The 23,291-nt window shown below is 60.9% G+C and carries 21 protein-coding genes; 11 read left to right on the top strand and 10 right to left on the bottom strand.

From position 1 onward, the window contains the following. Nucleotides 1-71: 71 nt before the first annotated feature. Together ACA041_RS26540 and ACA041_RS26535 are read right to left on the bottom strand one after the other, a co-directional pair. Nucleotides 72-1,013, bottom strand: coding sequence for a TIGR02285 family protein (locus ACA041_RS26540; protein WP_497438537.1), 942 nt, complete (start codon nucleotides 1,011-1,013; stop codon nucleotides 72-74). Beyond that, on the bottom strand, nucleotides 994-2,193 hold the full coding sequence (locus ACA041_RS26535) for a CaiB/BaiF CoA transferase family protein (protein ID WP_497438536.1): 1,200 nt from the start codon (nucleotides 2,191-2,193) through the stop codon (nucleotides 994-996). The genes ACA041_RS26540 and ACA041_RS26535 overlap by 20 nt, the downstream gene beginning before the upstream one ends. Before the next feature lie 148 nt (nucleotides 2,194-2,341). Between ACA041_RS26535 and ACA041_RS26530 the strand changes: the two genes are divergently transcribed. The 3 genes from ACA041_RS26530 (at nucleotide 2,342) to ACA041_RS26520 (ending at nucleotide 6,035) form a co-directional block, all read left to right on the top strand. After that, a complete protein-coding gene (locus ACA041_RS26530; RefSeq protein WP_064676042.1) occupies nucleotides 2,342-2,884 on the top strand; it encodes a YaeQ family protein in 543 nt (180 codons plus the stop codon). Nucleotides 2,885-2,950: 66 nt separating this feature from the next. Beyond that, nucleotides 2,951-4,660 (top strand): single-stranded-DNA-specific exonuclease RecJ, encoded by a 1,710-nt coding sequence (gene recJ, locus ACA041_RS26525; RefSeq protein WP_497438535.1) that lies wholly within the window; start codon nucleotides 2,951-2,953, stop codon nucleotides 4,658-4,660. Between the two features lie 268 nt (nucleotides 4,661-4,928). Further along, on the top strand, nucleotides 4,929-6,035 hold the full coding sequence (locus ACA041_RS26520) for an NADH:flavin oxidoreductase/NADH oxidase (protein WP_497438534.1): 1,107 nt from the start codon (nucleotides 4,929-4,931) through the stop codon (nucleotides 6,033-6,035). A gap of 192 nt (nucleotides 6,036-6,227) precedes the next feature. Here ACA041_RS26520 and ACA041_RS26515 read toward each other — a convergent pair whose 3' ends face one another. Continuing rightward, nucleotides 6,228-7,853, bottom strand: a complete 1,626-nt coding sequence (locus ACA041_RS26515) for a glucan biosynthesis protein D (protein ID WP_497438533.1) — start codon at nucleotides 7,851-7,853, stop codon at nucleotides 6,228-6,230. Between the two features lie 411 nt (nucleotides 7,854-8,264). Between ACA041_RS26515 and ACA041_RS26510 the strand changes: the two genes are divergently transcribed. Then, nucleotides 8,265-8,450 carry a hypothetical protein gene (locus ACA041_RS26510; RefSeq protein ID WP_497438532.1) on the top strand — a complete coding sequence of 62 codons (186 nt, stop codon included), beginning with the start codon at nucleotides 8,265-8,267 and terminating at the stop codon, nucleotides 8,448-8,450. A 51-nt stretch (nucleotides 8,451-8,501) separates the two neighbouring features. Here the strand turns inward: ACA041_RS26510 and ACA041_RS26505 are convergent, their stop codons facing one another. The 7 genes from ACA041_RS26505 to ydcS form a co-directional block, all read right to left on the bottom strand. Then, complete coding sequence (locus tag ACA041_RS26505) at nucleotides 8,502-8,792, bottom strand: type II toxin-antitoxin system RelE/ParE family toxin (protein WP_497438531.1); 291 nt, start codon at nucleotides 8,790-8,792, stop codon at nucleotides 8,502-8,504. Continuing rightward, a complete protein-coding gene (locus ACA041_RS26500) occupies nucleotides 8,770-9,018 on the bottom strand; it encodes a CopG family ribbon-helix-helix protein (RefSeq protein ID WP_497438530.1) in 249 nt (82 codons plus the stop codon). Before ACA041_RS26500 ends, ACA041_RS26505 begins: the two co-directional genes overlap by 23 nt. 309 nt (nucleotides 9,019-9,327) lie before the next feature. Beyond that, nucleotides 9,328-10,752: a gamma-aminobutyraldehyde dehydrogenase gene (locus ACA041_RS26495; RefSeq protein ID WP_497438529.1), complete on the bottom strand. Its 1,425-nt coding sequence runs from the start codon at nucleotides 10,750-10,752 to the stop codon at nucleotides 9,328-9,330. Between the two features lie 22 nt (nucleotides 10,753-10,774). After that, entirely contained in the window at nucleotides 10,775-11,602 is an 828-nt protein-coding gene (locus ACA041_RS26490) for an ABC transporter permease (RefSeq protein ID WP_497438528.1), read from the bottom strand. Next, a complete protein-coding gene (locus tag ACA041_RS26485; RefSeq protein WP_497442177.1) occupies nucleotides 11,592-12,539 on the bottom strand; it encodes an ABC transporter permease in 948 nt (315 codons plus the stop codon). The genes ACA041_RS26490 and ACA041_RS26485 overlap by 11 nt, the downstream gene beginning before the upstream one ends. A 1-nt stretch (nucleotide 12,540) precedes the next feature. Further along, entirely contained in the window at nucleotides 12,541-13,578 is a 1,038-nt protein-coding gene (locus tag ACA041_RS26480) for an ABC transporter ATP-binding protein (protein ID WP_497438527.1), read from the bottom strand. Between the two features lie 98 nt (nucleotides 13,579-13,676). Then, nucleotides 13,677-14,831 carry a putative ABC transporter substrate-binding protein YdcS gene (gene ydcS / locus ACA041_RS26475; protein WP_497438526.1) on the bottom strand — a complete coding sequence of 385 codons (1,155 nt, stop codon included), beginning with the start codon at nucleotides 14,829-14,831 and terminating at the stop codon, nucleotides 13,677-13,679. Nucleotides 14,832-15,032: 201 nt separating this feature from the next. On the opposite strand from ydcS, the gene ACA041_RS26470 reads away from it, so the two are divergent. The 7 genes from ACA041_RS26470 to ACA041_RS26440 all read left to right on the top strand — a co-directional run bounded on the left by ACA041_RS26470 (nucleotide 15,033) and on the right by ACA041_RS26440 (nucleotide 23,276). Continuing rightward, nucleotides 15,033-15,779: a tellurite resistance TerB family protein gene (locus ACA041_RS26470; protein ID WP_497438525.1), complete on the top strand. Its 747-nt coding sequence runs from the start codon at nucleotides 15,033-15,035 to the stop codon at nucleotides 15,777-15,779. A gap of 83 nt (nucleotides 15,780-15,862) precedes the next feature. Beyond that, entirely contained in the window at nucleotides 15,863-17,485 is a 1,623-nt protein-coding gene (locus tag ACA041_RS26465; RefSeq protein WP_497438524.1) for a methyl-accepting chemotaxis protein, read from the top strand. Beyond that, nucleotides 17,485-18,021, top strand: coding sequence for a chemotaxis protein CheW (locus tag ACA041_RS26460; protein ID WP_497438523.1), 537 nt, complete (start codon nucleotides 17,485-17,487; stop codon nucleotides 18,019-18,021). The genes ACA041_RS26465 and ACA041_RS26460 overlap by 1 nt, the downstream gene beginning before the upstream one ends. Further along, the gene (locus tag ACA041_RS26455) at nucleotides 18,018-19,289 is read left to right on the top strand and encodes a CheR family methyltransferase (protein ID WP_497438522.1); all 1,272 of its coding nucleotides are present in this window, start codon (nucleotides 18,018-18,020) and stop codon (nucleotides 19,287-19,289) included. The genes ACA041_RS26460 and ACA041_RS26455 overlap by 4 nt, the downstream gene beginning before the upstream one ends. Further along, on the top strand, nucleotides 19,286-19,969 hold the full coding sequence (locus ACA041_RS26450) for a chemotaxis protein CheW (protein ID WP_497438521.1): 684 nt from the start codon (nucleotides 19,286-19,288) through the stop codon (nucleotides 19,967-19,969). The genes ACA041_RS26455 and ACA041_RS26450 overlap by 4 nt, the downstream gene beginning before the upstream one ends. Next, entirely contained in the window at nucleotides 19,966-22,269 is a 2,304-nt protein-coding gene (locus ACA041_RS26445; protein WP_497438520.1) for a hybrid sensor histidine kinase/response regulator, read from the top strand. Before ACA041_RS26450 ends, ACA041_RS26445 begins: the two co-directional genes overlap by 4 nt. Continuing rightward, nucleotides 22,266-23,276: a chemotaxis response regulator protein-glutamate methylesterase gene (locus ACA041_RS26440; protein WP_497438519.1), complete on the top strand. Its 1,011-nt coding sequence runs from the start codon at nucleotides 22,266-22,268 to the stop codon at nucleotides 23,274-23,276. Before ACA041_RS26445 ends, ACA041_RS26440 begins: the two co-directional genes overlap by 4 nt. The last annotated feature ends 15 nt before the right edge of the window (nucleotides 23,277-23,291 follow it).

Below are 23,291 nucleotides of genomic sequence, written 5' to 3'. Positions count from 1 at the left end.
TCTTTATGTAGGCCACGTTTAACCCCGAGTCGTCTCCCCACTTCTCGGGGTTTCTTTTTGTTCGCGATTTGTCATTGCCCGGTCTGCTGGTTGAAAAATGCCCTGCTGGCTTCCAGGTATTCGCTGCGACTTTCCGGGTCCAGCCAGGCGGCGTAGGCCTCGCTCAATTGCTCGTGGGGCAGATTGCGCAGCAGTTGATTGATCTCGATGATCGCCTGCCGACCCTGGGGGGTGTCCGTACAGCCGATGTGACCGGACAGGTATTTGCCCGTGCCGCGAATCGGGTAGAACTGCAATTGATCTTCCGCGATCCCTTGCTGCCGGGCCTGGTAGCGGATCTCCGAGCGGTACCCCAACAGCAATCGCAAGCGCCCCAGGCGTTGCATCTGTAACAGGCTACCTAACGCGTCATTGCCATAGTGCAGGGTCAGCGCATGGGCCGGCGCTTGTTTGAGCAGTGCATCGAGGTACTCGCCATAGTTGCGTTCGGCAATAATCCCCAACGTCTCGCGGCCACTGGCCAGCAGGGCGGCCAAGTCCACTTCGCCTTCCTTGATAAAGGGTGTCACCACTGCCCGATCGACGCGCCGCACGGCAAGGCCATTACTCATGGCCCGAAACACCGGGATGGAAAATACCATCCAGCTGGCGCGCTCCTTGCTCCAGTTCAGCGCCGCATCGCAAGTGAGGGATGGCTCGTGCAGCATTTGCAAGCCGCGAGCGCGATTGACCCGCATCAGGGTGTGTTCGTATTGCGGCATGCGGGCGATCAGTAACGGCAGCAGTTGATCGATGACGCCCTGGCCCTTTTGCGGTCCTTCAAAAATCATCAGCGGTGGAAGATCGCGCAACAGCCAGACCAGGGTTTGCTTGGGCTGCGCCAACGCCGGCTGAGCCTGACAGGCCAGCAAGAAGAAAACCGCCCATGCACCCAGCGCCCGTCCGCCGCACGACAGGCAGTGATTGATGAGCCTCGCAGACAGGCGTTGCAGCTTAGATGGCGCCGTCTTCACGCAGCTTTGCGATCTGTTCCTTGTCGTAACCAAGGTCGTTCAGTACCTGCGCATTGTGTTCGCCCAACTGCGGCCCGACCCATTCCGATGTACCGGGGGTCTCTGAGAGTTTCGGCACGATCCCCGGCATCTTGAAGTCTTTGCCGTCCGGCAGCTTGGCCTTGAGGAACATTTCCCTGGCCAGGTATTGCGGATCGCTAAACATGTCTTCGGCACTGAAGATCCGACTGGCGGGTACGTCAGCCTGATTCAACTGTTCGATGATGGCGTCCAGCGGCAGCGAGTTGACCCAGCGATCAATGACCCCGTAAATCTCGTCGCGACGGCTATCGCGCCCATCGTTGCTGGCCAATTGCGGGTCGTTGGCCAGGTCTTCCCGGCCAATGATCAGCATGAAGCGTTTGAAAATGGCATCGCCATTGGCACCGATCTGCACATGTTTGCCATCGGCGCTGGTGTGGATCGAGGAGGGCGTGATGCCGGGCATGATGTTGCCGGTGCGTTCGCGGATGAAGCCGAACACGTCGAACTCCGGGACCATGCTTTCCATCATGGCGAAGATCGCTTCATACAACGCCACATCGACCACTTGGCCCAGGCCGCCATTGACCTCGCGATGCCGCAGCGCCATCAACGCACCAATCACGCCCCACAGTGCGGCAATCGAATCGCCGATGGAGATTCCGGTGCGCACCGGTGGCCGGTCTTCAAAGCCGGTGATGTAGCGCAGACCGCCCATGGATTCACCGACGGCACCAAAACCTGGTTGATCTTTCATCGGTCCGGTCTGACCGAATCCCGATAGACGCACCATCACCAGTTTCGGATTCAATGCGTGCAGGACTTCCCAGCCCAGGCCGAGTTTTTCCAGGACTCCCGGGCGAAAATTCTCGATCAGAATGTCCGCTTCGCCGAGCAGCTTTTTCAGAATCGCCAGACCGTCCGGATGCTTGAGGTTCAGCGTCAGGGATTTCTTGTTGCGGGCCTGGACGAACCACCACAGCGAGGTGCCTTCGTACAACTTGCGCCATTTGCGCAGTGGGTCACCACCGTCCGGGGATTCAATCTTGATCACTTCGGCACCGAATTCACCACAAATGCGCGAGGCAAACGGCCCGGCGATCAACGTGCCCAATTCAATGACTTTCAGACCTGAGAGCGGTTTGGCGGTGAACGGCATGCTGGATCCTGTAGGACATAGGCTTAACGGGTAGAGCGTTTTAGCATAGCCCGGCGTCAGCCGCTCGAGGTTGATTCGCCTTCAATTCGTTGATTGCCTGTTGCATCGGTTAGACTTGCCGCCTTTCCACGTATCAAGAAGCCCGTTCATGGCCCAGCCGTCCACGACCTACAAGTTTGAACTGAACCTCACCGACCTCGACCGCAGCATCTACGAGAGCGTGAAGCAGACCATCGCCCGTCACCCTTCGGAAACCGAAGAACGCATGACCGTGCGGCTGCTGGCCTACGCCTTCTGGTACAACGAGCAGCTATCATTTGGTCGCGGTCTGTCAGACGTCGATGAACCAGCCTTGTGGGAAAAGAGCCTCGACGACCGTGTGCTGCACTGGATCGAAGTCGGCCAGCCGGACGCCGATCGCCTGACCTGGTGCTCGCGCCGCACCGAGCGCACCAGCCTGCTGGCCTACGGCAGCCTGCGCGTCTGGGAAACCAAAGTGATCCCGGCGATCAAGAACCTGAAAAACGTGCACATCGCCGCGGTACCTCAGGACGTGCTGGAAACCCTGGCCAAGGACATGCCGCGCGTTATCAAGTGGGACGTGATGATCAGCGAAGGGACGATTTTCGTTACCGACGACCGCGGCCAGCACGAAGTACAGTTGCAGTGGCTGAGCGGCGAACGCGGCTGATTGACCGCCGCTGTAGCGCATCACCCGGTTTTGTCCCACGTATTCAAGAGAAGCACCTGTCACCCCATGCGCATCGAACCTCGCCTGTTGCCCGACACCCTGCCATTCCTCGGTGATCTGCCACCGCTGCTGACCCGTCTCTACGCGGCGCGTGGCGTGCAGTCCGAAGCCGAGCTGGATAAAAGCCTGGCGCGGTTGATTCCGTTCCAGCAACTGAAGGGCATCGAGGGCGCGGTTGACCTGCTGGTGACGGCGCTGGAGCAGCGCCAGCGGATTCTGATCGTCGGTGACTTCGACGCTGACGGTGCGACGGCCAGTACCGTGGGCATGCTTGGGTTGCAGCTGTTGGGCGCGGCTCACGTCGACTATCTGGTGCCGAACCGGTTCGAATATGGCTATGGGCTGACCCCGGAAATCGTCGAAGTCGCATTGACCCGCGATCCTCAACTGCTGATCACCGTGGACAACGGCATCTCCAGTGTCGAAGGCGTGGCGGCGGCGAAAAAGGCCGGGTTGAAGGTGTTGGTCACCGACCACCACTTGCCTGGCGATGAGCTGCCATTGGCGGATGCCATCGTCAACCCCAACCAGCCGGGTTGCGGGTTCCCGAGCAAGGCGCTGGCCGGTGTCGGGGTGATTTTCTATGTACTGATGGCCCTGCGTGCGCGTCTGCGCAGCCTGGGCTGGTACGAGAGCAAGCCGCAGCCGAACATCGGCGAGTTGCTGGACCTGGTGGCGCTCGGCAGCGTCGCCGACGTGGTGCCGCTGGATGCCAACAACCGGATTCTGGTGCATCAGGGTCTGGAGCGGATCCGCGCCGGGCGTGCTCGCCCGGGGATCAAGGCGATCCTCGAAGTGGCCAAGCGTGACCCTGCGCGCATTACCTCCACCGATCTGGGGTTCATTGTCGGGCCACGGCTGAACGCAGCCGGTCGACTGGATGACATGAGTCTGGGCATTGAGTGCCTGCTCACCGAAGACGTAGATCTGGCGCGTGAAATGGCGGCCCAGCTCGACGGCATGAACCAGGATCGCAAATCCATCGAGCAGGGCATGCAGCGTGAGGCGCTGGCCCAGCTCAAGGACCTGCCGGTGGAATCGATGCCGTTCGGGCTGTGCCTGTTTGATCCCGAGTGGCACCAGGGTGTCATCGGAATCCTCGCCTCGCGCATGAAAGAGCGCTATTTCCGTCCGACCATCGCCTTTGCCGATGCCGGCAATGGCCTGCTCAAGGGCTCGGGGCGTTCGGTCCAGGGATTTCATATTCGCGACGCCTTGAGCGTGGTCGCGGCGCAGCATCCGAATCTGATCAGCAAATACGGCGGCCATGCCATGGCGGCTGGCCTGACATTGCCGGAAGCGAATTTTCCGTTGTTCGCCGAAGCCTTCGACGCGGAAGTGCGTCGGCAGTTGCGCGAAGAAGACCTGACGGGGCGCCTGCTGTCGGACGGCACCCTGGCGGTCGAGGAATTCCACCTGGAACTGGCCCGTGCCCTGCGTCATGCCGGTCCCTGGGGTCAGCACTTCCCGGAGCCGTTGTTTCACGGGGTGTTCCAGTTGGTTGAGCAGCGCGTCGTCGGCGAACGGCACCTCAAGGTGGTGCTCAGAAGCGAATGTGGCTCGGTGAAACTCGATGGCATTGCCTTCGGTATCGACCGTGACATCTGGCCGAACCCGACCATCAAATGGGTGGAATTGGCCTACAAGCTCGACCTCAACGAGTTTCGTGGGAATGAAACCGTGCAGTTGATGATTGCCCACATCGAACCGCGTTGAACCCCTTCGCGGGCAAGCCTCGCTCCTACGGTTATCGGTGATCCGTAGGAGCGAGGCTTGCCCGCGAAAGCGATCTTCCTGACACCATTCCATCTGAACCCTCCACCATCCCCCGATGTCGACTAGGCTCTAAGCACTGCTTGATAATCCTTGTGACGTCTTGTCGAATTTTTTGCCCGCGGGGGCGGGTGCTGCAGCTTTTTTTCCTGTCACTCGTCGACTTTCAAACAGAACCCTGGAGCCTGCCCACTGATTCGAGAGGTGCCCCATGAGTCTGCTGCTTGAACCCTATACCGTTCGCCAATTGACCCTGCTCAACCGCATTGCGGTCTCGCCGATGTGCCAGTACTCGAGCGTCGATGGCCTGGCCAACGACTGGCACCTGGTCCACCTAGGCAGCCGCGCTGTCGGCGGCGCCGGCCTGGTGTTTACCGAAGCCACGGCCGTCACTGCCGATGGACGCATCACCGCCGATGACCTCGGCCTGTGGAACGATGAACAGATCGAACCCCTGCAACGTATCACCCGCTTCATTACGGCCCAGGGCGCCGTGGCCGGCATTCAGCTGGCCCATGCCGGGCGCAAGGCCAGCACTTACAGGCCGTGGCTGGGCAAGCATGGCAGCGTCAAACCCGATGACGGTGGCTGGGTTCCGGTCGGTCCTTCGCCTATCGCGTTCGATCCCCAGCACACTCAACCCAGACAGCTCGATGAAGGCCAGATCGCCGACGTCATACAGGCCTTTGTCGACTCGGCCAAAAGAGCGCTGACCGCCGGCTTCAAAGTAGTCGAGATACATGCCGCCCATGGTTATCTGTTGCACCAGTTCCTGTCGCCCTTGAGTAATCAGCGACGCGATCAATATGGCGGCTCGTTCGAGAATAGAATTCGGCTGGTGCTGCAAGTCACCGAGGCGGTGCGTGCGGTCTGGCCCGAGGAATTACCGCTGTTCGTGCGGGTGTCGGCTACCGATTGGGTGGAAGACGGTTGGAACCCCGATGAAACCGTCGAGCTGGCGCGGCGCCTTCAGGGCTTGGGCGTGGACCTGATCGACGTGTCGTCAGGTGGCACGGCGGTCAATGCCGAGATTCCGACAGGGCCTGGTTATCAGACCCGCTTTGCCGAACGGGTGCGCAAGGAGTCAGGCATTGCCACCGGCACTGTAGGGATGATTACCGAACCTGCTCAGGCCGAGCACATATTGCGCACCTGTCAGGCCGACATCATCTTCCTGGCCCGGGAACTGCTACGTGATCCGTACTGGCCTCTGCATGCCGATGACGACCTGGGTGGGCGCAAGGCCATCTGGCCAGCGCAATACCAGCGGGCAACCCATCGGGAGCAGCCGATTCATGAGTCGGATTTGCGGGATTGAGTGAGGCTGTAAAACCAGAAAGCCCCGGTCGAGTTGATCGGGGCTTTTGTGTTTTTCAGTGGAGATATTTGTCGTCTGTTCAGCCGTCTTCGCGGGCAAGCCTCGCTCCTACAAGGGGACGGAGCGCTCATCACCTGTTCCGTAGGAGCGAGGCTTGCCCGCGAAGGGGCCCGCCCAGACAGCCACTTACCTTCAGGTGTACTTGCGCTTCTCCGGCGCCGGCGGGAAGTATTGGTACAACCAGGTTTCACTCAAGGTCCGGTCATTGGTGCGAATGAACAACCGCAGCTCCACCGGCGCCACGCTGTCGTTGGTCGGGAACCAGTCGAACGTGATCCGATAGCCCTTGATGTCATCCAGTACCAGCACGTTGAAGTCTTTCACTTCGCCATTGGAGCAAGTCACCACCGGCTCGATTCCCGCGCCTTCCGGCAGGCGATCCAGACCGCCGCCCGTGAAGTCCACGGCGAACCGGCGGGCCCAGACTTCCGGGTAATGCTCGCCCGGCGCCCAGCCTTCGATGAAGCCGCCCATGCCCGAACGGGTCGCGTGCACCCGCGCCAGCGGCGTACTTACTGGTGGCAGCGCGCTCCAGTAGAGCTTGTAGCCGTAGTTCAGCGAGTCGCCGGCGGCCACCGGTTTTTTCGGAGTCCAGAAGGCGACGATGTTGTCGAGGGTTTCGCCGGTCGTAGGAATCTCCAACAGATCGATGGAGCCTTCGCCCCATGCGGTCGTCGGTTCTACCCACAGGCTTGGACGCTTGCTGTACCAGTCAACGGTGTCCTGATAATTGGCGAACTCGTGATCGGTCTGTACCAGGCCGAAACCTTTCGGATCGGTGTCGGCGAATGCGTTGAATTGCAGGGTGGCCGGATTGTTCAGCGGACGGCAGATCCACTCGCCATTACCGCGCCACATCGCCAGGCGATCGGAGTCGTGGATTTGCGGATGAATGGTGTCGCACATGCGGCGCTCATGGGTGCCGCAGCTGAACATGCTGGTCATCGGTGCGATGCCCAGCTGTTCGATGGCGGTGCGCGCATTGATGTGCGCATCGATCTCCATCACCACGCGTTCAGCCTGGCAATCGATGTCGAAACGATAGGCGCCGGTGGCGCTTGGCGAATCCAGCAGGGCGTAGACCACGAAGCGGGTGCTGTCCTTGCCCGGCGTCTCGAACCAGAACTTGGTGAAGTCCGGAAACTCCTCGCGCTTTTTGGCATAGGTATCGATCGCGAGACCGCGAGCCGACAGACCGTACTGGCCAGTGGCATCTACCGCGCGGAAATAACTGGCACCAAGGAAGGACAGCACGTCATGCCTGTCCAGCTCCGGGGCCTTGAACAGCTTGAACCCGGAAAAACCCAGGTCGCCCGTGAGTTGCTTGGTGTCGACGGTGGTTTTTTCATAGTTGAACAGGGATGGGCGGAAATGCACCTCGCGCGCCTGGCGCGTCTTGGGATCGACGCTGTACATGCGTACCGGCTGCTTGAAACCCATGCCGACGTGGAAAAACTGCACGTCCAGTTGACCCTTCAGGTCTTTCCACAGGGAGTGGTCGCCATCGTAGCGGATCGCGTTGAAGTTCTGCGGGGTCATGGTCGCCAGGGTCGGCGGCAGCACCTGCTTGGTGTCCTGGTAGCGGTTACCCGCGAGTTGCTTGGCCTGGATCTTCAGCGCTTCAAAGTCAAACGCCTGGGCTTCGCCATCCGCCGCACCGTTACCGGCCCAGGCTCGGACGGCCAGCAGGCCGGAGGCCGATAGACCGGTGTAAGCCGCGATGGCCATGGACGCTTTGAGCAAATTCCTGCGGTGCATAAGTACAACCTGTCGTGAACAATCCCGCGCCGTTCCTGGCACATTGGATCAAAAATGGAGGTTCGGACATGCCTTCGGCCAAACGCAACGGACTTTAAACAGATAACAAATAGCTTAAACCGTTCGGTCGCGCAGAAAAAATGATTGATGGCGTGACGATAGCGCGGCAATGAAACAAGACATGTCAGTAAAAATTTCCGACAGGCCTTTCTGATTTATAGGGCATTTCTGCTTTTTTCGACTAATTACTCTAAAAAACGCTTTTCAGCCTGAATAACTTCCTATTCTATGGGCATGACCGGTTTCTGCCCTCAGGCCGGTGAGATTCAGTTGGCACAAGGTGACTGCTGAAAAAAGGGTAGGGCGATGCGGCTTTTCAAGTTTTCTCTGACGTATAGAAGGACATCGTCCATGTCGAAAGTACAAGGCATCACCGAAATGTTGGGAATCTTTCCATGCCTGATTACCGGGCGCAGGAGGCGTCGGCTCAATTCCGAGGAAATGAAATTGGTCGAGCGGTATCGCGAGTTATCGGAGAGTGATCGAATTGCCATGCGCTATCTGGTGGATGCGATGAGGAGTGTTTCGCGGTTTTGAGGAGGTGCGGCATCCAGCGGTAGCGATTTTGCTGCGGCTGGATGTCGTCTTTTACCAATCCTGCGGTCGTTCTGAACGCTGATATAGAACACGCAACACTTGTATTTGGCCATGCATCAATCGATAAGGCGCGATAAAGGGATACTGACCCAATACCAGTTCACGCACATCCGGCATGACAGAGGGCCTGCCCGATCCCGGGAATTGTTCCAGCTGATGGAAAGACTGCAAAATCGTCGAAATGATCTCTGTCGCAGCCTCGGCACCAACAACACCCTGGTAGTACTCATGAATGGCCTCGAGGTCGTTTTCAGCTTTTTCAGTCAGTACTACACTCGGCACGTTTTGCCCACTTAGCCTTCACGGCGTCAAGATTGGTAAGTCTTCCCGCGTCGGCATCCGCTATGCCGTCACTTATGGCTTGTAGATGCCATGACTCGGCTTCTACATATCGAACCAACGCACGCTTGAGATGGTACTGACGGTCACGATCGGTGGCTGCTGCCAACTGATCCAGTTGTTGGGCCAACAGCTCTTCAACGCGAAAGGATAAAACTGGCGAGGCCATGGTGGCTCTCCTAAAGGTGTATACGTTGTAAACTATGTAAACACCCTAAGCCTTACCCTGACTTTCGTCAACCAATACTGCGTGCATTGGATTGAGGAAACTTTAGCGGGCGAAAACAAAACAAACAGCGTGGATGTATTTCGAAATGCATGGAGGCCCCCATGCCGTCGATTGCGCCGGGCGAACACCCCTGTCGATGGATTCGTCAAAAGATTGCAACCCGCGACAGCTCCTGCATGGACCGCAAGGACCGTAGATTTCGCATAGTCCGCAGTCTCCCGAGCTGCCGCAGGCTACGATCTTTGCGCGTTAATGCTTGAACATCACATGCCGCACCACGCTGTAGTCCTCCAACCCAAACATGGACATGTCCTTGCCATACCCGGAGTGTTTCTGACCGCCGTGGGGCATTTCGCTGACCAGCATGAAGTGGGTGTTCACCCAGGTGCAGCCGTACTGCAGGCGTGCCGAAAGACGATGCGCACGACCGACGTCCGCGGTCCAGACCGACGAGGCCAGGCCGTAGTCCGAATCGTTGGCCCAGCCCAGTACCTGAGTTTCATCGGCGAATCGGGTCACTGACACCACCGGCCCGAACACTTCGCGGCGGACGATTTCGTCATCCTGTTGCGCGTCGGCAAGCACCGTCGGCTCGAAGAAATAGCCATCGCCTTCCACCGCCTTGCCGCCTGTGATCAAGCGGATATGCGGCTGCGCCACGGCACGCTCGACGAACCCGGCCACGCGGTCGCGATGTTGCGCGGTGATCAGCGGGCCCAGCTCGGTCGAGGGATCATCCTGCGCGCCGTACTTGATGCTGCTGACCGCCGCGCCAAGCTTCTCGACGAACGCGTCGTAAATGCCTTCCTGCGCATAGATACGGCACGCGGCAGTGCAGTCCTGGCCGGCGTTGTAGAAGCCGAAGGTGCGAATGCCTTCCACGGCGGCGTCGATGTCGGCGTCGTCGAAGATGATCACCGGGGCCTTGCCGCCCAATTCCATGTGCATGCGTTTGACGCTGTCGGCGGTGCTGGAAATGATGTTCGAGCCCGTAGCGATCGAGCCGGTCAGCGACACCATGCGCACCTTCGGATGGGTGACCAGCGGGATGCCGACCGTAGGGCCACGGCCGAACACCAGATTGAGCACACCGGCCGGTAAAATTTCCGATGCCAGCTGCGCCAGGCGCAACGCGGTCAGTGGGGTCTGTTCCGACGGCTTGAGCACCACGGTATTACCGGCGGCCAAGGCCGGGGCGATTTTCCAGGCGACCATCATCAGCGGGTAGTTCCACGGCGCAATGGAGGCGATCACGCCCACCGGGTCACGGCGGATCATCGAGGTGTGACCGGGCAGGTATTCACCGCCGGCCGAACCGCTCATGCAACGGCTGGCGCCGGCGAAGAAACGGAACACGTCGGCAATCGCCGGAATCTCGTCGTTCAGCGCGGCACTGTAGGGTTTACCGCAGTTATCGGATTCGAGTCTGGCCAGTTCTTCGCCATGGGCTTCGATGGTGTCCGCGAGTTTGAGCAGCAGCAGCGAGCGTTCTTTCGGCGTGGTCTGCGACCAGCTTTCGAAGGCGTTGTCGGCGGCACGCACGGCTGCATCGACCTGGGCTTCGCTGGCTTCATTGATCTCCACCAGCACACGCCCCAGCGCCGGGTTGAACACCGGTTGGGGAGGGCCTTCGCCGTCGATCAGTTGGCCGTTGATCAAGAGTTGGGTTTGCATGGTTCTGTCCTCCTCAACACAGTTATTTCCCTCCGCTACCGGCCACGCTTTCCCCGCCACGGGTCAGGTAATACGCCCCGAGGATCGGCAGCATGGTCACCATCATCACCAGCATCGCGATGACGTTGGTCACCGGCACATCCCGCGGTCGGCTGAGCTGGTTGAGCAGCCACAGCGGCAGGGTGCGTTCATGGCCGGCGGTAAAGGTGGTGACGATGATCTCGTCGAACGACAGCGCAAAGGCGAGCATGCCGCCGGCCAGCAACGCCGAGCCGAGGTTTGGCAGGATGATGTAGCGGAAGGTCTGCCAGCCATCGGCGCCGAGGTCCATCGAGGCCTCGATCAAATTGTGTGAAGTGCGACGCAAGCGGGCGATGACGTTGTTGTAGACGATCACCACGCAGAAGGTCGCGTGGCCGACGATGATGGTGAACATCCCCGGCTCGATGCCCAGAGTCTTGAAGGTCGCCAGCAGCGCGATACCGGTAATGATCCCCGGCAAGGCGATCGGCAGGATCAACATCAGCGAGATGCCTTGCTTGCCGAAGAAATCGCGCCGGTACAAGGCCGCCGACGCCAACGTGCCAAGGACCAGTGCAATAAGTGTAGCAACGGCTGCAACCTGCAATGACAGCTTGATCGCTTCCAGCACGTCGGGCCGGGAGAACGCCACGCCGATCCACTTCAGGGTGAAGCCCCTGGGCGGAAAACTGAACGCCGCGTCCTCGGTGTTGAAGGCGTACAGGAAGATGATCAGGATCGGGAAGTGCAGAAATATCAACCCGCCCCAGGCGGCGATGCGCAGAGCCAGTGACGCTTGATCGCCCTGTTTTACGGATTTAGAGCGCATCGAAAGCCCCCAGTCGCTTGACGATGGACAGGTAGATGGCGATCAGCACGATCGGCACCAACGTGAAGGCCGCGGCCATCGGCATGTTGCCGATCGCGCCTTGCTGGGCATAAACCATGCTGCCCACGAAGTAGCCTGGCGGGCCCACCAGTTGCGGCACGATGAAGTCGCCCAGGGTCAGGGAAAAAGTGAAGATGGAGCCGGCGGCAATGCCGGGAATCGACAGCGGCAACGTCACTTGCATGAAGGTCTGGCGCGGCGTGGCCCCGAGGTCTGCCGAGGCTTGCAGCAGCGATGGGGGCAGGCGTTCAAGTGAAGCCTGGATCGGCAGGATCATGAACGGCAGCCAGATGTAGACAAATACCATGAAGCGTCCCAGATTCGAGGTCGACAAGGTGCTGCCGCCCACCCCCGGAATGCCCAGCACCCATTGCAACACCGGCTCCAGGCCCAGGTGTTGGACGAACCACTGCGCGACGCCGCCCTTGGCCAGCAGCAAGGTCCAGGCATACGCCTTGACGATGTAGCTGGCCCACATGGGCATCATCACCGCGATGTAGAAAAACGCCTTGGTTTTGCCAGTGGTGTAGCGCGCCATGTAGTAGGCGATCGGAAACGCCACCACCGCGCTGGCGATCGACACGAACACGGCCATGCTCAGTGTGCGCACAATGATGTCGAAGTTCGACGGTTGGAACAGCGCTGCGAAGTTCGCCAGGGTCAGCTCGGGCGTGACCGCCATGGTGAAGTCATCGAAGGTGTAGAAACCTTGCCACAGCAGGACCAGCAGCGAACCGAGGTAGATCGCGCCGAACCACAGCAGTGGCGGTATCAGCAGCAGCGACAGGTACAGGTTGGGCCGGCGGTACAGCAGGTTGGAAAACCTGCGCAGCGGCGAACCGCTGGCCGGGGGTTGCGGGATAACCACGGTGTTCATTTCACACCCCGCCGACAGCATTGTCATGCAGCGGCACCATCGCCTCCCGCGCCCAGCGCGCGCTGATGCGTTGCCCGGTCTGATGGCGAGTACCGACATCCAGCCATTGGACGTTGGCCTGGCTGATGTTCAGGGTCTGGCCATTTTCCAGCTTCAATTCATAGCGCGTAGCGCTGCCCTGGTACTGGATGTCGTGCAACAGACCGCTGACTTCGATTTCATGGCTGGCCAGCGGGCCCTCGGCGAAACGCACGTGTTCGGGGCGAATCGAGAACGGTTGCGGATTGCCGCTCAACTGCCGCGCCAGATCACCGCGGATCACATTGGAGGTGCCAACGAATTCTGCGACGAAAGTGGTCGCCGGTTTCATGTACAGGTTGCGGGGCGTGTCGACCTGCTCGATGCGACCCTTGTTGAACACCGCCACGCGGTCGGACATCGACAGTGCTTCGGTCTGATCGTGGGTGACGAAGATGAAGGTGATGCCGAGCTGACGCTGCAACTTCTTCAACTCGCCTTGCATTTGCTCGCGCAGCTTGAGGTCGAGGGCACCCAGAGGTTCGTCGAGCAGCAACACCCGAGGGCGGTTGACCAGCGCGCGGGCCAGGGCCACACGCTGGCGTTGACCACCGGAAAGTTGCGCCGGCTTGCGTTCGCCGTAACCGCCGAGGGCGACCATGTCGAGGGCTTCCTCGGCGCGTTTGCGGCGTTCGGCCTTGCCCACACCTTTGACTTTCAAACCATAGGCGACGTTGTCCAGGACGTTCATGTGCGGGAACAGCGCGTAATCCTGGAATACGGTGTTCACGTCACGCTGGTACGGCGGCAGCCCGGCGGCCTCGAGGTCATGAATACGGATGGAGCCTGCACTCGGTTGTTCGAAACCGGCGATCAGGCGCAGGCAGGTCGTTTTGCCCGAGCCCGAAGGGCCCAGCATGGAAAAGAACTCGCCGTCCTGGATATCGATGGAAACCCGATCGACGGCCTTTACTTCGCCGAACTGCCGGGAAACGTTGGTGAACTGGACTGCAAGCGTCATGGTGCGGTGCTCCGGAAATCTGAACGAAGAGCTTCGCGAGCAGGCTCGCTCCCACAGTGGAATGCGGTCAAATGTGGGAGCCTGCTCGCGAAGAGGGCTCAACGACCGCCCATGATCGCGATGTAATCTTGGGTCCAGCGGCTGTATGGCACGAACTTGCCGCCTTCCGCCTGTGGGGTTTTCCAGAAGGCGATCTGCTCGAACTGGTCGAAACCGTTGGTCTTGCAACCTTCGGCACCGAGCAATTCGCTCTCCTTGCATGCGGCCGGAACCGCCGGCAGCGAACCGAACCAGGCCGCGAGGTCGCCCTGGACCTTGGGTTGCAACGACCAGTCCATCCACTTGTAGGCACAGTTGGGGTGCTTGGCTTCAGCGTGCAGCATGGTGGTGTCGGCCCAGCCCGTTGCACCCTCCTTGGGAATAACCGAGGCCACCGGCTGCTTGTCCGCCAGCAGCCCATTGACCATGTAGCCCCAAGTGCTCGACGCCACAACACCTTCGTTCTTGACGTCACTCATCTGGACGGTCGCGTCATGCCAGTAGCGGTGGATCAACGGCTGTTGCTTGCGTAGCAGGTCCAGTGCCGCCTTGTATTGCTCTTCGTTGAGCTGGTATGGGTCCTTGATCCCCAGTTCCGGCCGCTTCGCCTTGAGGTAAAGCGCCGCATCGGCGATATAGATCGGACCATCGTAGGCCTGGACTCGGCCCTTGTTGGACTTGCCGTCCGGCAAGGTCTGCTCCTCGAACACCACCCCCCAGCTGTCAGGGGCCGTCTTGAATACGTTGGTGTTGTACATCAACACGTTCGGACCCCATTGGTACGGGGTGCCAAAAGTCTGTTTATTGACCACGTACCACGGACCATCCTTGAGACGAGGGTCGATGTTTTTCCAGTTCGGAATCAGCGCCGGGTTGATGGGCTGCACACGCTTGCCGGCGATCAGTCGCAGGGAAGCATCGCCGGAAGCAGTCACCAGATCGTAACCGCCCTTGGACATCAGGCTGACCATCTCATCGGAAGTGGCCGCCGTCTTGACGTTGACCTTGCACCCGGTTTCCTTCTCGAAACCGGTCACCCAGTCGTAGGCCTTGTCGCTCTCGCCACGTTCGATGTAGCCGGGCCAGGCCACGATATCCAGCTGGCCTTCGCCGGCGCCGACGGCCTTCAGCGGTTCGGCGGCCTGGGCGAAGACACTACTGGCCAACAGCAAGGGGGTGATTGCACTGAGCAGTGCGGTCTTGTGCACGAACATGGGGTTTCCCTCTTCTTTAATTATGGTCGGGGCAGTTTTGAACGTGGTGAAGCCGATGCCGGTACGGCTAATTGTTAGCGTAGTGCGCTTTCAACAACAGCCAAGCAACATCTCGAAGCACTCTCGCGGCCGGGTCTCGGGCACTTTCGATCTAGGCTGGTAGCCTTATTGATCCGGATAACCCCTTTTTGGAGGCGAAACATGAACACCCGTGGATTGCTCGATCAGCTACTCAAGTCCGGCCAGGACCTGTTGCAGAACAAGGCTGGCGGGGCGCAGAACAAATCGGCGGCCAGCGGACTGGGCGGTTTGCTCGGCGGTGGCAGTGGCTCGGGCGGCCTGGGAGGGCTGCTCTCCGGCGCTGGCGGCGGTGCCCTGGCAGCCGGGGCCATGGGCCTGCTGCTGGGCAACAAAAAGGTGCGCACGGTCGGCGGCAAGGTCGCCATCTACGGCGGTCTTGCGGCGCTGGGTGTGATTGCCTACAAGGCTTACGGCAACTGGCAGGCCCAGCAGGGCACTGCGCCAAAGACCGAACCACAAACCATCGACCGCTTGCCGGCCGACCAGGTCGAGCAGCACAGCCAGGCGATCCTCAAGGCACTGGTGGCGGCCGCCAAGGCAGATGGCCACGTCGATGCCCGGGAGCGCGAATTGATCGAAGGCGAGTTCAGCAAGCTCGACAACGACCAGGAACTGCAGCATTGGCTGCACGCCGAACTCAACAAGCCGCTTGACCCCACCGACGTCGCTCGAGCCGCCAGCACCCCGGAAATGGCCGCCGAGATGTACATCGCCAGTGTGATGCTGGTGGACGAGGAGAACTTCATGGAGAAGTCCTACCTGGATGAACTGGCCCGTCAACTCAAGCTTGATCCGGGGTTGAAGGCCGAGCTGGAGAAACAGGTGCGTCAGGCTTCGGCCAATCCCACCACTTTCCCGCCAGAATGAGAAACAGCACTCAACCGTTTTAATATTGATACACCACCCTCGGCTATACTCCGCAGCATTTGGAAATACCTCGAGGACTGACTGTGAAGAACTGGACGTTGCGCCAACGGATCTTGGCGAGCTTTGCGGTAATTATCGCCATCATGCTGCTGATGGTCGTCGTCTCCTACTCACGGCTGTTGAAGATCGAAGAAAGCGAAGCCAGCGTTCGTGAAGACGCACTTCCCGGGGTGTATTACAGCTCGATGATTCGTGGCGCCTGGTCCGACAGCTATCTTCGGATCCAGGAAATGCTTGGCTTGAAGGAGGGGCAGGGCTTCAGCGCCGCGGACGCCGCCGACTTCAAATCATTCGAATCCCGGCTGCAAGAGCAGATAGGCAACTATCGCGGTACCGTCACTACAGATGAAGACAAGGTTGAATTCGCCGCCTTCGAAAAATACAACGAGAATTACCACAAGGTTCTGGCGGCGGTGCTCGACCTGCATCAGCGCAATGAGGAAGCGCAAGCCATCAAGTTGTTCAACGAACAGCTGACCCCGACCTGGACCGCAGGTCGCATGAAACTCAATGACATCCTGCGCGAAAACAAAGCGGTGGCGGACCTGGACATCGCAAACATCGATGACGCGGTGCTCACCGCAAAAATCGTCATGGGCATCTCCCTGTTGATTGCGGTGCTGGCCGCCGGCCTCTGCGGCCTGCTGTTGATGCGCGCAATCATGGCGCCGATGAACCGGATCGTCGAAATACTCGAAATCATGCGCACCGGCGACCTCAGCCGGCGCCTGGACCTGGCGCGCAAGGACGAATTCGGCGCGGTGGAAACCGGCTTCAACGACATGATGGCCGAGCTGACGTCCCTGGTGTCCCAGGCCCAGCGCTCGTCGGTACAAGTCACTACCTCGGTGACCGAGATCGCCGCCACCTCCAAGCAACAGCAAGCCACTGCCACCGAGACCGCCGCCACCACCACGGAAATCGGTGCGACCTCTCGTGAAATCGCCGCCACCTCCCGTGACCTGGTGCGCACCATGACCGAAGTGTCCACCGCCGCCGATCAGGCCTCGGTGCTGGCCGGGTCCGGCCAACAGGGCCTGGCGCGGATGGAAGAGACCATGCACTCGGTCATGGGGGCGGCGGATCTGGTCAACGCCAAGCTGGCGATCCTCAACGAGAAGGCCGGCAACATCAATCAGGTGGTGGTGACCATCGTCAAGGTCGCCGACCAGACCAACCTGTTGTCGCTGAACGCCGCCATCGAAGCGGAGAAGGCCGGCGAGTATGGCCGCGGGTTTGCCGTGGTGGCGACCGAAGTGCGCCGTCTGGCGGATCAGACCGCCGTCGCCACGTACGACATCGAACAGATGGTGCGCGAGATCCAGTCGGCCGTGTCGGCCGGGGTCATGGGCATGGACAAGTTCTCTGAAGAAGTGCGCCGCGGCATGTCCGAGGTGCAGCAAGTCGGTGAACAACTGTCGCAGATCATTCATCAGGTCCAAGCGCTGGCGCCACGGGTGTTGATGGTCAACGAAGGCATGCAGGCACAGGCCACCGGCGCCGAGCAGATCAACCATGCGCTGGTGCAGTTGGGCGATGCCAGCAGCCAGACCGTCGAGTCCCTGCGCCAGGCCAGTTTCGCCATCGACGAACTGAGCCAGGTCGCTGTAGGGCTGCGTAGCGGCGTATCGCGATTCAAAGTCTGATGAGCGAACTCACGGTCAAGCGCGCCGCGGTGAAACCGGCGTTGCAGGCGTTGTTCCTGGTGTTCCGCATCGGTAACGAGCGCTATGCCTTGCAGGCCATCGAGGTGGCGGAAGTGCTGCCGCGCCTGCCGTTGAAACCGATTGCCCAGGCACCGGCCTGGGTGGCGGGGGTGTTCGCCTATCGTGGCTCGGTCGTGCCGGTGATCGACCTCAGCGCGCTGACGTTCGGTACACCGGCCCAGGCTCGTACCAGTACCCGCCTGGTACTGGTCAATTACCGTCCGGGTGAGACCGCCCAGGCGCAATTGCTCGGGCTGATCCTGGAGCAGGCCACCGACACCTTGCGCTGCAATCCGAAAGATTTTCAGCCCTATGGCCTGGATAATCGCCAGGCGCCCTACCTCGGGCCTGTCCGCGAAGATGCACAAGGGCTGCTGCAATGGGTGCGGGTCGCCGATCTGCTGAGCGAGCCGGTTCGCGCGCTGCTGTTTCCGTCGCCACCGCTGGATCCGGCGCTGCTTGAGGAATGCCCATGAGCAGCGATCAACGGTTTTTCGATTTCCTCAAGGAACGCATCGGCCTCGACGTGACCTCGGTGGGGCCGGCGATCATCGAGCGTGCGGTACGCCAGCGCAGCACGTTCTGCCGAGCGCAGACGGCCGATGAGTACTGGCACACCTTGCTGGGTTCGCGGGATGAACAGCAGGCGCTGATCGAAGCGGTGATCGTTCCCGAAACCTGGTTTTTCCGTTATCCGGAGTCTTTCGTCACACTGTCGAAACTGGCCGCCAAGCGCCTGGCCGACATCAACAACATGCGTGCCCTGCGCATCCTCAGCCTGCCGTGTTCTACCGGAGAAGAACCGTATTCCATTGCCATGGCGCTGCTCGATGCCGGGTTGCAGCCGCATCAGTTCAAGGTCGAAGGCATGGATGTCAGCCCGCTGTCGGTGGAAAAGGCCAAGCGGGCGCTGTATGGCAAGAATTCATTTCGGGGTCAGGACATCGAGTTTCGCGACCGCCATTTCATTGCCGAAAACGATGGCTATCGCCTCGACGAGCGAGTCCTTGAACAAGTGCGCTTGCAGGTCGGCAATCTGCTGGATCCAGCCTTGCTGGCCAATGAGCCACCCTATGATTTCGTGTTCTGCCGCAACCTGTTGATCTATTTTGACCTGGCGACCCAGCAGCAAGTTTTCGAGGTGCTCAAGCGTCTGACCCATGTAGACGGCGTGCTGTTCATCGGCCCCGCGGAGGGCAGTCTGTTGGGGCGCTTTGGCATGCGCTCGATCGGCATCGCGCAGTCCTTTGCGTTCAGTCGGCAGCATGCGCCGCAGCCGGTGTCACTGGCGACCTTCACTCCAACGCCGCTACCGGTGCGCCAACCGGTGCGCAGCGTGACACCGCCGCCGGTTCGCAGCCGCCCGTTTGCAACGGTGGTGCCGCTACCGGTCATGACCAAAACGGCCAACCCGGATGCTGCCGCACTGCTGGCGAACATCGCCGCACTGGCCAACGAAGGCAAAAGTGCCGAAGCCCGCGCTGCCTGCGAGAGCTATCTGCGCAGCCACGAACCGGTCGCCCAGGTGTTCTACTGGCTGGGGCTGCTCAGCGACGTCGCCGGCAGTGCCCTCCAGGCCCAGGGTTTTTACCGCAAGGCGTTGTACCTCGAACCGCAGCACCCAGACGCCTTGATGCACCTGGCCGCCTTGCTGCAATCCCAGGGCGACTCGGCGGGTGCCAGACGATTGCAGGCCCGCGCCGCCCGCAGCGAGCGCGCCGCTGACAGTGAGCGTAAACGATGAACGCCGCCGACACCTTTAGCCTCACCCATGAAGATGCCCAGGCCATCGATGACTGCTGGAACCGTATCGGTATCCACGGCGACAAGTCCTGCCCGCTGCTGATCGAACACATTCACTGCCGCAACTGCGCGGTGTATTCCGCCGCCGCGACGCGCTTGCTCGATCGCTATGCGTTGCAGCAGAAAGATCACGGACAGGTTTCGACAACGGTCGAGCGCGAGGCGCAAACCCGTTCGCTGTTGATGTTCCGTCTTGGCGAAGAATGGCTGGGCCTGGTCACTCGCAGCCTGGTGGAAGTGGCGCCGCTGCAAGCGATTCACTCCTTGCCACACCAGCGTTCCCGGGCCTTGCTCGGCGTGGCTAACGTGCGCGGTGCTCTGGTGGCATGCCTGTCGCTGGTCGAGCTGCTCGGGCTCGATGGGGCCGGCAGCGTAGCGTCCGGCGCGCGGGTCATGCCGCGGATGCTGATCATCGCCGCCCACGGCGGGCCGGTGGTGGTGCCGGTGGATGAGGTGGACGGGATTCATGCCATCGATGAACACATCCTGGAGGCGGCCTCCCGCTCCGGCACCCAGGCCAGCGCCAAATACACCCGTGGTGTGTTGCAGTTCAAAGGCCGCAGTCTGCGTTGGCTGGACGAAGAACAGTTGCTGTCCGCCGTGACCCGGAGCCTCACATGACCCCAGAGCAATTGCGCGACTCCTCTTTGCTGGAGCTGTTCAGCATGGAGGCCGAAGCCCAGACCCAAGTGCTGAGTGCAGGTCTGCTGGCGCTGGAGCGCGATCCGACCCAGGCCGATCATCTCGAATCGTGCATGCGCGCGGCGCACTCGCTCAAGGGCGCGGCGCGGATCGTCGGGGTCGATGCCGGCGTCAGCGTTGCCCATGTGATGGAAGATTGTCTGGTCAGTGCCCAGGAAGGGCGCCTGTACCTGCGTCCCGAGCACATCGATGCGTTGTTGCAAGGCACCGATCTGCTGCTGCGCATCGCAACGCCCGACAATAGCCCAGGTCCTGCGGACATCGAGGCCTATGTGGCCGTGATGGAGCGATTACTGGACCCGCTGGCGCTTGCCGTGCCGATCAGCACCCCCATCGCGCCGTTCATGGCCGAGGATCTGCTGCAGGCCCCCAGGGTCGAGTTGCCGATGCCGGTATCGGTGCTGGACGTCGAACCGCAACCCGCCGCTTACGTCGAGCCGGCACCCAAGGCCAGACGCACCACCGAAAACGGTGAGCGGGTCCTGCGGGTCACGGCCGAACGCTTGAACAGCCTGCTCGACCTGTCCAGCAAATCCCTGGTGGAAACCCTGCGGCTCAAGCCGCACCTGGCCACCATGCAGCGGCTCAAGCGTCTGCAGAGCAACGGCCTGCGGGCCCTGGAAAACCTCAACGTCCATCTCAAGGAGCATGCCTTGAGCCTGGAGGCCCAGGAGGCCCTCGACGATGCCCGTCGGCTGTTGGCCGAATCCCAGCAGTTGCTGGTGGAAAAAAATGCCGAGCTGGACGAGTTCGCCTGGCAGGCCAGTCAACGGGCGCAAGTGCTGTACGACACGGCGCTGGCCTGTCGCATGCGGCCGTTTGCCGATGTGTTGACCGGGCAAGTACGGATGGTCCGCGACCTCGGCCGCAGCCTGGGCAAGCAGGTGCGGCTGGAGATCGAGGGCGAGAAAACCCAGGTCGATCGCGACGTCCTGGAAAAACTCGAAGCGCCGCTGACACACCTGCTGCGTAACGCCGTCGACCACGGCATCGAATCCCCGGAGCAACGTCTGTTGGCCGGCAAACCGGCTGAAGGCTTGATCCGTCTGCGCGCCTCGCATCAGGCCGGTCTGCTGGTGCTGGAGTTGAGCGACGACGGCAATGGCGTCGATCTGGAAAAGGTCCGCCGCAGCATCATCGAGCGCCAATTGTCCCCGGCTGAGACCGCCGGGCAATTGAGCGAAGAGGAGCTGCTGACATTCCTGTTCCTGCCCGGTTTCAGCCTGCGGGACACAGTCACCGAGATCTCCGGACGCGGCGTCGGGCTGGATGCGGTGCAACACATGGTCCGGCAGTTGCGCGGTGCGGTAGTGCTGGAGCAAGCGGCGGGCGAGGGCAGCCATTTCCACCTCGAAGTGCCGCTGACCCTGTCGGTGGTGCGCAGTCTGGTGGTGGAAGTCGGTGACGAGGCCTATGCCTTTCCACTGGCCCACATCGAGCGCATGTGCGACCTGGAGCCGGCGGACATCGTGCAGGTCGAGGGCCGTCAGCACTTCTGGCACGAAGGCCGGCACGTCGGGCTGGTCGCCGCCAGCCAGTTGTTGCAGCGTCCGGTGAGCCAGAACAACCAGCAGACCCTCAAGGTGGTGGTCATTCGTGAACGCGAGGCCATCTATGGTGTGGCCGTCGAGCGTTTTATCGGTGAGCGGACATTGGTCGTATTACCGCTGGACGAACGCCTGGGCAAGGTGCAGGACATTTCCGCCGGGGCCCTGCTCGACGACGGTTCGGTGGTGCTGATCGTCGACGTCGAAGACATGCTGCGTTCGGTCGACAAACTGCTCAACACCGGGCGTCTGGAGCGTATCGCCCGGCAGGGCAGCCAAGTCGTCGAGGCCGCTCGCAAACGGATCCTGGTGGTCGACGACTCGCTGACCGTTCGCGAGCTGCAACGCAAGTTGTTGCTCAATCGCGGTTATGACGTGGCCGTGGCGGTGGACGGCATGGATGGCTGGAACGCGCTGCGTTCGGAGGATTTCGATCTGTTGATCACCGACATCGATATGCCGCGCATGGATGGCATCGAACTGGTGTCGCTGTTGCGCCGGGACAACCGCCTGCAATCGCTGCCGGTGATGGTGGTGTCCTATAAGGATCGCGAAGAAGACCGCCGTCGTGGACTGGACGCAGGCGCCGACTATTATCTAGCCAAAGCCAGTTTTCATGACGATGCCCTGCTCGATGCAGTGGTTGAGCTCATAGGAGGAGCGCGGGCATGAAAATCGCAATCGTCAACGACATGCCCATGGCAGTGGAAGCCTTGCGCCGGGCCTTGGCGTTCGAGCCGGCACACGAGGTGGTCTGGGTCGCCGGCAACGGGGCCGAGGCGGTGCAACGTTGTGCCGAATACACCCCGGACCTGATCCTGATGGACTTGATCATGCCGGTGATGGATGGCGTGGAAGCGACCCGGCGAATCATGGCCGACAGCCCCTGCGCGATCGTCATCGTCACGGTCGACCGCCAGCAGAATGTGCATCGGGTGTTCGAGGCCATGGGCCACGGCGCGCTGGATGTAGTCGACACGCCGGCATTGGGTGCAGGCAATGCGCAGGAGGCCGCCGCACCTTTGCTGCGCAAGATCATAAACATTGGCTGGCTGATCGGTGACCGCGGCAACCAGGAGCGCGCGGCGCCGACCCCGTTGCGCAGTTCGGCCTCGCGTCAGCGGCTGATCGCTATCGGTTCATCCGCCGGCGGCCCGGCGGCGCTGGAAATATTGCTCAAGGGGCTGCCGCGGGTCTTTCCGGCGGCCATTGTGCTGGTGCAGCACGTTGACCAGGTGTTCGCCGCCGGCATGGCCGAATGGCTGAGCAGCGCCAGCGGCCTGAACGTGCGCCTGGCCCAGGAAGGCGAGCCACCGCAGCCCGGCACCGTGTTGCTGGCCGGCACCAACCACCATATTCGCTTGTTGAAAAACGGCACGCTCGCCTACACCGCCGAGCCGGTCAACGAGATCTATCGGCCCTCGATCGACGTGTTTTTCGAGAGCGTGGCCCATTACTGGAGCGGCGATGCCGTGGGTGTTTTGTTAACCGGAATGGGACGCGATGGCGCACAGGGGCTTAAACTCATGCGCCAGCAGGGCTACCTGACCATCGCCCAGGACCAATCCAGCAGTGCGGTGTACGGCATGCCCAAGGCAGCTGCCGCCATCGACGCTGCCGTAGAAATTCGTCCACTGGACAAGATCGCGCCACGATTGCTGGAAATTTTCAGCAGATGACTCTCCTTAACAGCA

The sequence above is a fragment of the Pseudomonas sp. LBUM1676 genome (genome assembly GCF_059695605.1).
The sequence above is the reverse complement of the archived record's forward strand: the minus strand, read 5'-3'. Positions and strand labels throughout refer to the sequence as shown.

Bases quoted from the DNA above. Each gene is read 5' to 3' on its own strand.
- ACA041_RS26535 (WP_497438536.1), bottom strand. From the start codon at position 2,193: ATGCCGTTCACCGCCAAACCGCTCTCAGGTCTGAAAGTCATTGAATTG.
- ACA041_RS26530 (WP_064676042.1), top strand. From the start codon at position 2,342: ATGGCCCAGCCGTCCACGACCTACAAGTTTGAACTGAACCTCACCGAC.
- recJ (WP_497438535.1), top strand. From the start codon at position 2,951: ATGCGCATCGAACCTCGCCTGTTGCCCGACACCCTGCCATTCCTCGGT.
- ACA041_RS26520 (WP_497438534.1), top strand. From the start codon at position 4,929: ATGAGTCTGCTGCTTGAACCCTATACCGTTCGCCAATTGACCCTGCTC.
- ACA041_RS26515 (WP_497438533.1), bottom strand. From the start codon at position 7,853: ATGCACCGCAGGAATTTGCTCAAAGCGTCCATGGCCATCGCGGCTTAC.
- ACA041_RS26510 (WP_497438532.1), top strand. From the start codon at position 8,265: ATGTCGAAAGTACAAGGCATCACCGAAATGTTGGGAATCTTTCCATGC.
- ACA041_RS26500 (WP_497438530.1), bottom strand. From the start codon at position 9,018: ATGGCCTCGCCAGTTTTATCCTTTCGCGTTGAAGAGCTGTTGGCCCAA.
- ACA041_RS26495 (WP_497438529.1), bottom strand. From the start codon at position 10,752: ATGCAAACCCAACTCTTGATCAACGGCCAACTGATCGACGGCGAAGGC.
- ACA041_RS26490 (WP_497438528.1), bottom strand. From the start codon at position 11,602: ATGCGCTCTAAATCCGTAAAACAGGGCGATCAAGCGTCACTGGCTCTG.
- ACA041_RS26485 (WP_497442177.1), bottom strand. From the start codon at position 12,539: ATGAACACCGTGGTTATCCCGCAACCCCCGGCCAGCGGTTCGCCGCTG.
- ACA041_RS26480 (WP_497438527.1), bottom strand. From the start codon at position 13,578: ATGACGCTTGCAGTCCAGTTCACCAACGTTTCCCGGCAGTTCGGCGAA.
- ydcS (WP_497438526.1), bottom strand. From the start codon at position 14,831: ATGTTCGTGCACAAGACCGCACTGCTCAGTGCAATCACCCCCTTGCTG.
- ACA041_RS26470 (WP_497438525.1), top strand. From the start codon at position 15,033: ATGAACACCCGTGGATTGCTCGATCAGCTACTCAAGTCCGGCCAGGAC.
- ACA041_RS26460 (WP_497438523.1), top strand. From the start codon at position 17,485: ATGAGCGAACTCACGGTCAAGCGCGCCGCGGTGAAACCGGCGTTGCAG.
- ACA041_RS26455 (WP_497438522.1), top strand. From the start codon at position 18,018: ATGAGCAGCGATCAACGGTTTTTCGATTTCCTCAAGGAACGCATCGGC.
- ACA041_RS26450 (WP_497438521.1), top strand. From the start codon at position 19,286: ATGAACGCCGCCGACACCTTTAGCCTCACCCATGAAGATGCCCAGGCC.
- ACA041_RS26445 (WP_497438520.1), top strand. From the start codon at position 19,966: ATGACCCCAGAGCAATTGCGCGACTCCTCTTTGCTGGAGCTGTTCAGC.
- ACA041_RS26440 (WP_497438519.1), top strand. From the start codon at position 22,266: ATGAAAATCGCAATCGTCAACGACATGCCCATGGCAGTGGAAGCCTTG.